The sequence below is a fragment of the Brevibacillus brevis genome, assembly GCF_001039275.2.
Lineage (GTDB): Bacteria > Bacillota > Bacilli > Brevibacillales > Brevibacillaceae > Brevibacillus > Brevibacillus brevis_C.
The window spans coordinates 3,009,039-3,021,722 of the sequence record NZ_CP030117.1 but is presented as its reverse complement, the minus strand read 5'-3'; the positions used below and the strand labels follow the sequence as shown (position 1 = coordinate 3,021,722).

The following is a 12,684-nucleotide window of genomic DNA, read 5'->3' as shown; positions in this document are numbered from 1 at the left end:
AGCGCAGTCAAATAAAAAATGGCCCTTCGTCTGTAAGACGCGGGCCCAGAAATGTCGCTGGTCAAATCCAGCATTCCCTCTTTTCACTTGATTACGAGTATTCCTTACGTAAACGACCTGCGATAATGTTCTTTTGGATTTCAGAGGTACCTTCATAAATCTTGGTAATTCTGGCATCCCGGTAATAACGCTCGACTGGGTATTCCTTGATATATCCGATCCCCCCATGGATTTGTACCGCTTTATCTGCCACACGGTTATAGACTTCGGAGGCAAACAGTTTCACCATCGCGGCTTCTTTGATCACATTCTTGCCTTGGTCCACGAGCGATGCGACATGATGCGTAAACGCACGCAGTGTTTCACAGTCCAGTGCTATTTCTGCCAAGTAGTGCTGGATAATTTGTTGTTCAAAAATCGGCTTGTCAAATTGGATGCGCTCCATCGCATATTTCATGGACATATCCAGTAGTTTTTGGCAAGAACCGAGATTTCGGGCTGCCAATCCCGCCCGTCCATTCGCTAGGATTTTGAGAGCATTGGTATAGCCCATTCCCTCATGGCCAAGGACGTTTTCTACAGGAACTTCGCAATCTTCAAAAAATATTTCAGCCGAGTGGGAGCCCCTCAAGCCCATCTTTTCCTCTATTTTTCCGATCTGGAAGCCTGGGAAATCTTTTTCGACTAAAAAGGAGGTAATCCCTTTTGCTCCCATGGAAGGATCGGTGACAGCCATGACCGTAAAAATGCCAGCGATGGGCGCATTCGTGATGTAATGTTTGGAGCCATTCAAGATGTATTTGTCTGCTTTCCGTACAGCCCTTGTCTTTAAATTAGTCGCATTTGATCCTGCACTTGGTTCTGTTAAAGCGAAAGCACCCATCATTTCACCGGTAGCCATGCGCGGCAAATATTTTCGTTTTTGCTCTTCAGTGCCCATTTCGACAATCCCTACAGAACCGATGCCATTATGGCAACCAATGACGGTCGTAAATCCATTGCTTGTTTTCCCAATCTCTTCAAAAATAGCGCATTTTCCAAGCATATTAATACCGAGTCCGCCGTATTGTTCGGGGATGCTCAGTCCAAACAATCCCACTTCTTTACACATCTCCATGATTTGATCTGGTATATGATCTTCCCGTTCAATGTGATCAGCGACTGGGTCGACCTTCTCACTGATAAAACTCCGCACAGCTTTGCGCAGCTCTTCTATTTCACTGCTGAATGTAACGTTCATGTCATCCGATCCCCCTCTTACTGTGATGTCGGTTTACTACTTCACTTCGTCTGGTATGCGATTAGTGTAGAGGGTATTCTCCTCCACAAAGTCGTATAGCTTCTGTGCCATGCAATCTTTCCTGCCCGATTCAATTTCTTCCACAATGTGGGCAATCAGTCCGACGGCCCTCGCCGCGACTGCAAATGATTTCACGACACTGTAGTGCAACCTCATATCCGAGAGCACAGCGCCAATGGCACCTGCAACATTTAGCGTGATCTGTTTGCCTTTTTTCGTGCTGAATTGCTCATGAATTTCTTTCATAATAGCCATATGGTCTCCAGCAAAGCCTAGCTCCTCTGCCAACGCAAACAATTTTGGGGTACGTGGATCAACAGGTCTATGAATCGGATGCCCGAACCCTGGCATTTGCAGTCCTCTTTCTTCACGCTCCTCCAGGATTCGTTTGGCGACCTCTTTCCTGTCGCAATCGGCACCGTACTTCTGCAACCCTTCTTGGAGCATTTGGGCAACGTATTCCATCGCTCCTAGATAGACTGAACCCGCCCCCAACAATCCGGCTGCGACTGCAGCTTGCACAGCTTCCGGTGCTCCCAGATAGGTCAACCGTGCGGAAATCGAGCTTGGCGTAAATCCATGTTCACATATAGCAACCATGCACGCATTCAACATTTTTGATTCATTTTGGGTAGGCTTCCGGTGGGCTGCTCCTAGGAATGCCATATCCGCCAAGGTGATCTGTCCAATTAATTCTTCTGTCAAATCATAGCCATGAACATAAATCTTGTCTGATTTTGATACACCGATGTTTGTCTGGAATTCCATTTTCTTTCCTCGCTTTCGTATTCATAGAACTGGTTTACCTGCTTGATTTATTTACAAGCAATTACCGTGCCATCTTGCACATTTCCTCTCCCAACAATAAAACCGCCCAAACTTGGCGGTTTCGCGTAAAGCAGCGTTTTTTTAGCCTGCTGTTGTGGACTCTGCAAACTGACTGTTGTATAAATCCGCATAAAAACCATCTTGCTCCATCAACTCGTCATGTGTTCCTTGTTCTATGATCGTTCCCTTGTTCATGACGAGGATCAAGTCTGCATTTCTGATTGTAGACAATCGATGTGCGATCACGAAGCTAGTGCGCCCCTTCATTAGCTCATTCATCGCTTCCTGGATATGCACCTCGGTTCGAGTATCCACGCTGCTTGTTGCTTCGTCCAAAATCAGAATCGTAGGGTCTGCCAAAATAGCACGAGCGATGGTCAACAGTTGTTTTTGTCCTTGGGAAATATTGGAGGCTTCTTCATTTAACACCGTCTTGTACCCATCTAGTAGCGTGCGAATAAAGTGATCGGCGCGAGCTGCCTTCGCCGCGCGAATGATATCCGTATCAGAAGCGTCGGGTTGTGCATAGGCCAAATTATCATGGATCGTTCCATTAAACAGCCATGTATCTTGCAGGACCATGCCGAACAGAGAGCGAAGATCGCTTCGTTTCATGCGTGTAATATCGACGTCATCGATCAGTATCGCTCCACCATTGAGCTCATAAAAACGCATAAGCAAATTAATCAGTGTCGTCTTACCCGCACCTGTTGGACCCACGATCGCAATCTTTTGTCCAGGTTCTACTACGAGATTGATGTCTTGCATCAACAAATGACCTTCTTTATAACCAAACCTGACATGCTGAAATGCCACTTTGCCTTTCGGCGCTGCGATCATGACTGGCTGCGTGCTTTCTGGCACTTCCTCTTCGTCATCCAAAACCTCAAAGACCCGCTCCGCTGAAGCGATCGTCGACTGGATCAGGTTGGCGATGTTCGCGGTTTGCGCAATTGGCATCGTGAACTGACGAGTATATTGGATAAAGGCTTGGATATCCCCGATTTCAATGGAACCGTTCGTAGCGAGAATCCCGCCGACAATGCAGACGAGCACGTAGCCGATATTTCCGATGAAGCTCATAACCGGCATGATAATCCCTGATATAAATTGCGCTCTCCATCCGGCTTCGTACAGCTTGGCATTGATTTGATCAAATGTCTGTTGTGACTTCTTCTCATATCCAAACGCCTTTACAACCTGATGCCCCGTAAACATTTCTTCTACATGCCCATTCAGTTCACCAAGCGAGCTCTGCTGTCCGATGAAATGCTTTTGTGACTTCGAGGCGATCTGTTTCGTAGCAATGGCACTGAGCGGCAACGTCAAAATCAGAATGAGAGTCAATAATGGGCTAATCGTCAGCATCATAATGATGACACCGATGATCGTCACGATGGAAGTAATGAGCTGTGTCAGGCTTTGCTGGAGCGTGTTGCTGATATTATCAATATCGTTTGTGACACGGCTCAAAATATCCCCATGCATTTTCGCATCAAAGTATTTCAGCGGTAGGCGGGACAATTTCTCATTTACCTGCTCACGCATGTCATAGACGATCTTCTGTGATACTCCTGCCATCACATATTGCTGCAAATAGCTGAACAGCGCACTGATGACATACAATCCGATCAAAAGGATTAGGATATTTGCGATATACGCAAAATCAAATGCGATTTCCTTTGGCTGTCCCTGCATCAGACCGATCATGCCTGTGAAAAGATTCGTCGTCGCCTTCCCCATCAGTTTGGGACTGACAATAGCAAAGATCGTACTCAAAACGGCAGCCAGAAACACGACGATCAGTTGAATACGATGTGGCCGAAAGTAGCCGATCAAGCGCTTGAGTGTACCTGTAAAGTCCTTTGCTTTCGCTCCTGGCATAGCCATTCCCATCGGGCCACCCATATGGCCGCCCTTTGAAGCTTGCTTACCTCCTCGTGGCTCACTCATGCGATCTCCTCCTTTGTCAGTTGGGATCGTACGATTTCCTGATAGACTTCGCAGTTTTTCATGAGATCTTCATGTGTCCCCATACCCGCAATCGAGCCTTCATCCAGCACGATTATCTGGTCTGCGTCCATCACAGTGCTAACCCGCTGAGCCACGATGATTAACGTGGATTGGTTCTTCTCAATCTCTTCTTTTAATGCGGCTCTCAATAATGCATCTGTCTTGAAATCCAACGCAGAAAAACTGTCATCAAACATGTAGATGGCCGGCTGGCGAACAATTGCTCGTGCAATCGATAACCGCTGCTTTTGCCCACCGGACACGTTCGTACCGCCTTGGGAAATATGTGCCTCGTATCCTCCCTTCATACTCGCAATAAAATCGCCTGCCTGCGCAATTTTTGCAGCATGCTCGATTTCGGCATCCGTAGCGTCCTCTTTCCCGAAGCGAATATTGTCGGCGATCGAGCCTGAAAAGAGCAGCACTTTTTGTGGGACGTAGCCAATTTTTGCTCGCAATTGCTCTAAAGGCAGGTCACGTATGTCAAGACCGTCTACCCGAATGGTTCCGGAAGTCACATCGTAGAATCGCTCAACCAGATGGAGTATTGTCGATTTACCGGAGCCTGTCCCTCCGATAATCGCGGTGGTCTGCCCCGGACGAGCTGTAAAAGTGATCGAAGTCAATGCGGGATGTTCTGCACCCGGGTAAGAAAATGTGACATCTTGAAACTCTACCGTGCCTGAAGTCGTCGCTTTCGACCGCGTCACAGGCTCTGGGCGATCATGAATAGTCGAATGTAAATCCAGCACTTCGTTGATTCGGATAGCGGATGCAGAAGCACGAGGAACCATGACGAAAATCATAGACAGCATGACCAATGAAAACATAATCTGTGTCGCATACTGGATGAACGCCATGAGATCACCGACTTGAAGGTTCATATTACTGACACGAATGCCACCGAACCAAAGAATGGCAACGGCAGACAAGTTAAAGGTCAGCATCATAATCGGCATCAAGCCTGCCATAATTCGATTCACGTTAATCGCTGTCTGCGTCAAATCAGTATTCGCTTCGTTAAAACGCCTTTTCTCCACATCCATGCGGTTAAACGAGCGGATCACACGAATTCCCGTCAGGCCTTCTCTCACGACCAAATTCAGCTTATCCAGCTTTTTTTGCATCGCTTTGAAAAGAGGCATCCCCTTTCGTGCGATCAGGAAAATGGCTAAGGCTAGAATGGGAACAGCTACTGCAAGAACAAGTGTCAGTTTGGCATCCTTAGATGAAGCCATGATAATTCCACCAATACACATCATGGGAGCAACCACCATGATACGCAAAATCATGATCAAAACCTGTTGTACTTGGTTAATATCGTTCGTTGTTCTCGTAATAAGCGAGGCTGTACCGATTTGACCGATCTCCTGCATAGAATAGTGTTCTACTTGGTAAAACACCTTGGCACGCAGCTCACGACCAAAGCTCATGGCCACCTTGGATGAGAAATAACTGGCTCCGATGGCACAAAATCCCCCACCTGCAGCGATGAGCAGCATAAAAGCACCAACCTTCCAAATAAAGAAGGTGTCCCCCTGCACAATCCCAACATCAACGATATCTGCCATTAACGTTGGCAAGTACAGATCGGATAACGATTGGATGAAAACAAGCACCAATATCGCTGCGATCGGCCATTTGTAGGACGTCAAGTATCGAAACAGCCTCATCATACGATGCACGCTCCCTTTCCTGCCTCTTCCATACTACATTTCCATTTGGGATGTAGTTGTATGCAGAAAAAACGACCCTTTTTCAGGGCCGCGAAATGGTTTGCTTTTATTTTTCTAATTCTCCATCACTATTTGTTACCGCAAAGTTGTAATTAATAGAGCGTGTAAATGGCTCGCCGTCCTCATTGATACCGGTTACGTCAAAGGAGAGATTATAGACGCCTGGCTTAGTCGGCACGGTAAAATTGCCAGTCAACTCATCTTCTTTTACGGCAAACTTCACTTCATCAAGGACGCTTGCTTTTTCGCCGTTCAGCGAACGAGTCAGGTTTGCTTTTTCCAGTAACGATTGATCAATTTCGTTTTTGCCCAGGTCGACGGAAATCTTCGCTTTGTCGCCTTTCTTGAATACCTTTTTGCTCGCTTTTACCTTCGCTTCTTCTCCACCTTCCACCGAAGCAACCATGAAAAAGGCGTCGTCAGAGCCCTCCACTTCAAGTGTCCATTCGCCTGCTTCAGGCTCCTCTACTTCAATGAAGTGATGAACAGCATCCTGGAATATCTCAGGTTCATCCTCCGATTTGCTTTTTTTACTGTGATCCGCTTCATACTCTTTGCCAGACGGACTGATCAACGTCACAACGGTGTCTTCTGACGAGGTCATCGTATCCAGGTTCAACTGATTGATTCCGCTCTCCAGGAAAAATGTTTCGGAGACGTTGTCTTCTACTTCGCCGCCACGGAGAATGACGGAGCTCTCTTCCACAGTGCTAGATTTTGATTTGTCTTCTTTGCTTACTTTATTTACACGATCGCGAGTAGAGGCCTTTTGCAATTTCGGCTGGACCAGATCCCATGTTTGTGAGGCTTTCGCTATTTGACCGTGGGAAATGTCTTTTGTAAAGCTCTTGATCCCATATGGCAAACCGAAAGCAGACTCAACGGAAACTGCTCCATCGTCTTCACCAGGAAGAACTGCATGAGCAAACCAGGTAGCACTAAACCAGCCATCATCCCCTGTTCCGGCTGCCATATATGTCTTTGTTGAACTATTTTCGCTACGGCTGTCAGTTTGCGCACGGAAGTTAGCCATATAGGACGTTTGCAGGGAATACACGGCATCGTCTTTTTTGCCAAGAATGTCGGCGAGCCAACCCGCCCAATTGCTGTACGCCATGTCAGCCAATTCTGAACCTTTGTTTGGCGTAGAAAGCTGGTGAACAACGTTGACATACGGATGCGCCCCATAGTGGACGAGTGCTGTCTGTGTATCAATGCCGCCTTTGGAATGAGCAATGATATTGATTTTGGAAACGCCATAATATTCTGCAACCTTTTTAATGACTTCGGCGAGCTTGGCTCCGTTTGTCCACATGTTGCCACCAGTACCATCCGCGTCCTTCAGTTGCACAAATGCGGTACGATACCCGGCATTATAGGCTGCATCATAAAATCCGTCTGTTGTATACCAGGTATTGTAGGTGGAGTGCAGACCTTGAACAAACAGGATCACAGGCTTGTCGTTGGATGCATTGGGAGGAACCGCACCTGTGTACCAGTCACCAAAATGACCACTTGGATTGTCGTCATGCAAAGCCGGAGGTGGAGCCGCTGCGCTTGCAGCTTGCGGGTAGACCAGCGCCGTTGATAATGTAACGGCTGCAAGCAAACGAGATAGTGCTTTCTGATTCATGAAAAGAACACCAACCTTCACCTTAGGATTTATTGTTGCCGTGCACAATCGTTAGAATTGTGCACGGATTGCAACTGCCCGTTCTACCTTCAATGTGTCTTGAATGATCGCTAGGATCGGATTCATTTGGTGATGAATAAAGAAATGCCCACCAGGCATGGGGTAAAATTTGCATTCTCGCCCGCAATAGTCTCGCCATGCCACAATATCTTGGACTTCAATAGAATCTTCTTTCCCAAACAAAACCGTCATGTCGACCGGGATTTGCTGAGGAAGCTCGTGATTCATTTCATAAGTTTGCACGGCCTGGAAATCAGCGCGAATGATAGGCAAAAATAACTCCAAGATCTCGTGATTATCCAAAACTTCATCGGGAGTGCCCCCAAGTTTACGTAGGGATTCGATGAACTCGTTATGCGGGAGGTTGTATGTTTTTACCAGTTTGTGATACGCATGTGGCACGCGAGATGCAGACAAGAACAAGTGCTGGGGCAGTGGCTTTCCATTCTGCAACAGCTTTCGCGTCAGTTCAAACGCAATTAATCCGCCCATGCTGTGGCCAAAAAAGGCAAAAGGTTCTTCCCCCAGCTCTGGTGTGATCCGTTTGTATACATCCTCCAAGACCTCATAAAACGAGGTGGAAAGAACCATGCTGTCGCTCTGAAGTGAAGGTCGTACCTCGAATGGATCAATTTCCAATAACGCTGGCGACAATACCCGCTTCCAACCGTAATAGATCCCGGGAAGTCCACCTGCGTACGGAAAGCAGAACAATTTCATTTTTTTCCGCCCTTTCCTCATTACGTAATTACCTCGAGATCTTTCTATGAAAAATGGCCTGATGCAAATCTTTCAGATCTTTCATTACTACTTGAGCAGCAAACTGATTGGTAGTCGCGCAAACTGACAATTTGTAGCCTGGATCGATCTCATACTGCTGAAATTCCCAAGCATCGCGCGAATCACTTTGCGAAATCGTAATCGATTGGTCTAGTTTTTTTCTAATGGCAAATGATTGCAACGGGATGGACAGCCCCATGCCTCTCGCTTTTATATAACTCTCCTTCAAAGTCCAAAGGTCGTAGAAATACGAAACTTGTTCATCCGGATGTTTTGCCAAGAGAACCTCTACTTCGGCTGGTGCAAAATAATGAGTGGCAATATCCAAGTCAATCGGACATATTTGCTCCACATCAATCCCCACCTGCGAGTCATGCGTGGCGCAGACGACCCATTCCCCAGAATGCGAGACGTTAAAGCAGAAGTTGGGAAATGATTTCAAAGAAGGCTTTCCGTATGCATTGTAGTCATACTTGATTTCGTCATTGGAAATCTCGTAGGCTTCACAAATGAGAGAACGTACCAGCACGTCCGCGAGCAACGTCCGATAGGAATCAGCCGGATTTCTGAAACGGTGGATCCGTTCCCGCTTTTCTTCGGGTAATGCTTGCAAAAATCGGTTGAACAGTTCTTTCTCCATGACAGCAGGACATTTCAACGCATAAATGGCAATCATGTAGCACCCACACTTCTTTCTGTCAATTCAAAACTATTGACTTGTTCTGCCCGATCCTTTCGCTGCTGCACTTCATACAGGTTGGCATACGTGCCGTTGTACTTCATTAACTCAACATGGTGACCTTGCTCGATGACCTTTCCTTGATCCATCACGTAAATCACATCGGCATCCTCTACCGTTGACAAGCGATGAGCGATGACAAGTACCGTTTTATCTTTCATGAGTGCGGTTAATGCTTGCTGCACCCAATATTCCGATTCTGCATCCAATGCGGAGGTTGCTTCATCGAGTAGAAGGATTGGTGCATTTTTCAAGATGGCTCTGGCAATGGCAATTCGCTGACGCTGTCCGCCAGATAGCTTGGCACCGCGCTCTCCTGTTTTGGTCTGGTAGCCATCTGTCAGTTCCATAATAAAATCATGCGCATACGCTGCTTTGCTTGCGTTGATGACATCCTCTTCCGAAGCATCCAGGCAGCCGTAACGGATATTGTCTTCGATGGTTCCTTCGAACAAAAAGGCATCCTGAGGCACGTATGAGATCAAGCTTCTAATTTCTGCAAGAGAATAAGCTCCCATGGGTTTGCCCAGTAAATAAAGAGAGCCGCTCGCAGGTGGGTAATATCCTAACAGAAGTTTCATGACGGTGCTTTTTCCACTGCCACTCGTTCCGACTAGCCCAGCCATTTGGCCTTGCTCGACTCGCAACGAAACACCATCCAGCACATTGGTAGATTCGTTGTATCCGAAAACGACCTGCTCCAGCTTTAGCATGCTTTCGCAATGCTGGTGTTTGTCGGAGTTCTTCTGGTACTCTTCTGGTTCGAGAGGTTCATTCAGAAAATCGACGACCCGAGAAGCCCCTGCTAGCGAGCTCTGCAACGCTGTGATGACTTGGCCAAGCTGGAGAAACGCCAATGTCACAAGCATCTGTTGTTGAACCAGAGCGACCAGCACGCCTAACCCGATCATTTGTTTGGATACCATCAGGATTCCAAAAACAAGCATTCCCCCGAAGCTTACGAATTGGATGAAAAAATTGGTCCCTTCCAATAATCCGTGTTTATGCCCTTGCTTGATGGCAGACGAAGCTACTTCTTCGTTTGCTGCCGTGTAACGCGCGGTCACAACGTTATGTAAATGAAACATTTTAATGATGGGCAGACCAGACAAAAAATCATTTAATCTTTCTGTCCCAATCCCCATCTGTTGCTGCATTCGGTCACCAATTCGCCGGACTGATTTGGCAAACAGCGTATTCACATAAAGAGTCAATGTACTTATGAGCAACAGGACGACGGCAATTTTCCAATCCATAGCAAACATCCCTATGATCGAACCGATCAGCGAAAGCAGGATGATGCTTAACGTTTTCAATTGCTCCGCATACGCGTTTTCCATGAGGACAACATCGTTGCCCAGTCTCGACATCGTATCTCCTGAATGGTGCTGCTCATAATAATCGAAAGGCAGCTTGCTCAATCGTTGATAGACTTGAAGCCGAATGTTGGCAATGAGCTCGCGGACGCATCGACGATAGATATAGCTGAAAAATGGAGACAGGATACTCAGCAAGAGGAACATCACTGCCATGGTCGCAATCGCTCTGGTTAATAAAGCAGGGTCTTTTGTGTTCGCAAAGTCCGTCAGATCCTTGAACACGAAAGGGAGAGATACCAATACAGCTGCTTGACCGATTCCGTCACCCACGAGTCCCAAAATATACGCTCTCTTTTTCGATTTCATAAATGACAGCAGTTGAAGTAGCTCCCGCATCAGATTCTGGATGAACATGCCTATACCCCCCCTGCTGCCAACGAGCTCTGCCTCTCTGTGGCAAACTGTTTTTGATACAATCTGGTGTAAACCCCGCCTTGGCCAAGCAAATCGTAGTGTGTTCCTCGCTCAACAATTTGTCCTTGCTCCAAAACTAGCACTTCATCCGCTTCTTTGATCGTAGACAGTCGATGCGCAATGACGAGAACCGTCCGATTTTTCATCACATTTTCCAACGCTTCCTGGACCAAAGCTTCCGATTCTGTATCCAAGGCAGACGTTGGTTCATCCAGCAGCAAAATCGGGGCGTCCTTCAAAATCGCTCGGGCAATCGCAATGCGCTGTTTCTGTCCTCCGGATAGACGAGAGCCACGTTCCCCCACTTTTGTTTGATATCCTTGCGGCAGCTCCATGATGAAGTTATGCGCATTGGCCGCTTTTGCCGCTGCGATGATCTCGTCTTGTGTCGCATGAATGCGTCCATACGAGATATTTTCCGCAATAGACACGGGGAATAGCGTCGTATCCTGAGAAACCATGGAAAGGTAGCTCCGCATGTCCGTCATATTCCAATCCGTCATGGAATGCCCGAACACATTCAGTCTTCCGTTTCCCGGTTCCATTTGATAAAACCCGCACAACAGCTTTATGATGGTGCTCTTTCCACTTCCGCTGGCACCTACTAACGCAATGGTCTTGTTCGGATATAGCGTAAAGCTAACGTTATGAAGAATCCTTGCCTGATCGTAGGCAAACGTAACATTCTCAAACTGCACCGGAATCGCCTCTGGATCAACTGAAATCACTGGCTGATCATTTTGTTCGACTGGCTGTGAAAAAATTTCTTGCAGCCGCTTTGCCGCACCTGATGTCTCTTGTACTTGGGCAAACAACACGGGTGCGAGAGATAGTGGTTCGATAATAAAGTGAAGCAAATAACTGAAGATGACCAAGCTGCCCAGATCCAATTCTCCCGCCTGAATCAAGTACCCACCATAAGCGACAAAAAACAGGATCGGGGAAGAAAACAATAAAATCCCTGGTGCTGTCATCCACGCGCGTTTCTTCTCTGCCTGGATCGCATTTTTCAATACCTGCTTCATACCCGCGTGGTATTTACGATACAGGACGCCTTCCAATTGAAAAGCTTTGACCATGTGAATCCCGGAGAGCGTATCCTGCGCGATGGTGTTTGTTTGACCCAGATGGTCCTGCATTTGCTCTGAATATTTTTGTAGCGGTCTGCTCATCCATCCTGTAATGGCGATGGCGACTGGAAGGATCGCTACGCTGAAGATGATTAACTTCCAATTGATCGTCAACAACAGTCCAAGAGCTCCCAGAAAAACAACTGGCAGATAAAAAAGCTGGAAAAAATGCTGTTGCAAAAACCTTTGCAAGATTTGGGCATCCGTTGTTAAGCGAGAAACGAGATCGCCGGAATGATATTTATCCATAGTGGACATGGGGACTTTTTCGAGATGAGAAGCCATGCTGTTTTTCAAATCTCTCATGGCTCTTGAACTGAATCTAGCTGCCGAATACGTGATGAAATATTTCGAAAGAAAACCGACGATGGTCAGACAAAAAATGATGAGGGCAATACTGACCAGCTTGTCGAAGTTGTTCGTATGTTCGACCATAGTCTTGATCAGGATTCCCATCCAAATGTCTGCCACAGCCACAAGAAGCGAGGCAATGATACAGGTTATGACCCAACCTCGATATGGCTTTACATATGAGAGTACCCAGCCAAACACGGGCGCTTTCTTTCGGTGCTGAGCTTGCTTGGTAAAAATCATTTGCTGCTCCTCTCCAAGGATGTAATGGATGAACTCCCCTTGGAAAACGTGTTCCCAAGGGGAATCATCACAAAGCCG

General features: G+C 46.9%; 9 protein-coding genes. All 9 read right to left on the bottom strand.

Annotated features, from left to right (window positions below):
• Positions 1–91: 91 nt before the first annotated feature.
• Positions 92–1,240: an acyl-CoA dehydrogenase family protein gene (locus AB432_RS14970; protein WP_048032950.1), complete on the bottom strand. Its 1,149-nt coding sequence runs from the start codon at positions 1,238–1,240 to the stop codon at positions 92–94.
• Positions 1,241–1,276: 36 nt separating this feature from the next.
• Positions 1,277–2,068, bottom strand: a complete 792-nt coding sequence (locus tag AB432_RS14965; RefSeq protein ID WP_048032949.1) for a citryl-CoA lyase — start codon at positions 2,066–2,068, stop codon at positions 1,277–1,279.
• A gap of 141 nt (positions 2,069–2,209) precedes the next feature.
• Positions 2,210–4,081 (bottom strand): ABC transporter ATP-binding protein, encoded by a 1,872-nt coding sequence (locus tag AB432_RS14960; protein WP_048032948.1) that lies wholly within the window; start codon positions 4,079–4,081, stop codon positions 2,210–2,212.
• Positions 4,078–5,817 carry an ABC transporter ATP-binding protein gene (locus AB432_RS14955; protein ID WP_048032947.1) on the bottom strand — a complete coding sequence of 580 codons (1,740 nt, stop codon included), beginning with the start codon at positions 5,815–5,817 and terminating at the stop codon, positions 4,078–4,080. The genes AB432_RS14960 and AB432_RS14955 overlap by 4 nt, the downstream gene beginning before the upstream one ends.
• A gap of 106 nt (positions 5,818–5,923) precedes the next feature.
• Positions 5,924–7,510, bottom strand: coding sequence for a lipase family protein (locus tag AB432_RS14950; RefSeq protein WP_048032946.1), 1,587 nt, complete (start codon positions 7,508–7,510; stop codon positions 5,924–5,926).
• A 51-nt stretch (positions 7,511–7,561) separates the two neighbouring features.
• Positions 7,562–8,290, bottom strand: coding sequence for a thioesterase II family protein (locus tag AB432_RS14945; RefSeq protein ID WP_048035829.1), 729 nt, complete (start codon positions 8,288–8,290; stop codon positions 7,562–7,564).
• A gap of 28 nt (positions 8,291–8,318) precedes the next feature.
• A complete protein-coding gene (locus tag AB432_RS14940) occupies positions 8,319–9,026 on the bottom strand; it encodes a 4'-phosphopantetheinyl transferase family protein (RefSeq protein ID WP_048032945.1) in 708 nt (235 codons plus the stop codon).
• Positions 9,023–10,822, bottom strand: coding sequence for an ABC transporter ATP-binding protein (locus AB432_RS14935; RefSeq protein WP_048032944.1), 1,800 nt, complete (start codon positions 10,820–10,822; stop codon positions 9,023–9,025). The genes AB432_RS14940 and AB432_RS14935 overlap by 4 nt, the downstream gene beginning before the upstream one ends.
• 2 nt (positions 10,823–10,824) lie before the next feature.
• Positions 10,825–12,606, bottom strand: a complete 1,782-nt coding sequence (locus AB432_RS14930; protein ID WP_048032943.1) for an ABC transporter ATP-binding protein — start codon at positions 12,604–12,606, stop codon at positions 10,825–10,827.
• Positions 12,607–12,684 lie beyond the last annotated feature (78 nt).

Coding starts and splice junctions, on each gene's coding strand:
- AB432_RS14935 (WP_048032944.1), bottom strand. CDS start 10,822: ATGTTCATCCAGAATCTGATGCGGGAGCTACTTCAACTGCTGTCATTT.
- AB432_RS14970 (WP_048032950.1), bottom strand. CDS start 1,240: ATGAACGTTACATTCAGCAGTGAAATAGAAGAGCTGCGCAAAGCTGTG.
- AB432_RS14960 (WP_048032948.1), bottom strand. CDS start 4,081: ATGAGTGAGCCACGAGGAGGTAAGCAAGCTTCAAAGGGCGGCCATATG.
- AB432_RS14930 (WP_048032943.1), bottom strand. CDS start 12,606: ATGATTTTTACCAAGCAAGCTCAGCACCGAAAGAAAGCGCCCGTGTTT.
- AB432_RS14965 (WP_048032949.1), bottom strand. CDS start 2,068: ATGGAATTCCAGACAAACATCGGTGTATCAAAATCAGACAAGATTTAT.
- AB432_RS14950 (WP_048032946.1), bottom strand. CDS start 7,510: ATGAATCAGAAAGCACTATCTCGTTTGCTTGCAGCCGTTACATTATCA.
- AB432_RS14955 (WP_048032947.1), bottom strand. CDS start 5,817: ATGATGAGGCTGTTTCGATACTTGACGTCCTACAAATGGCCGATCGCA.
- AB432_RS14940 (WP_048032945.1), bottom strand. CDS start 9,026: ATGATTGCCATTTATGCGTTGAAATGTCCTGCTGTCATGGAGAAAGAA.
- AB432_RS14945 (WP_048035829.1), bottom strand. CDS start 8,290: ATGAAATTGTTCTGCTTTCCGTACGCAGGTGGACTTCCCGGGATCTAT.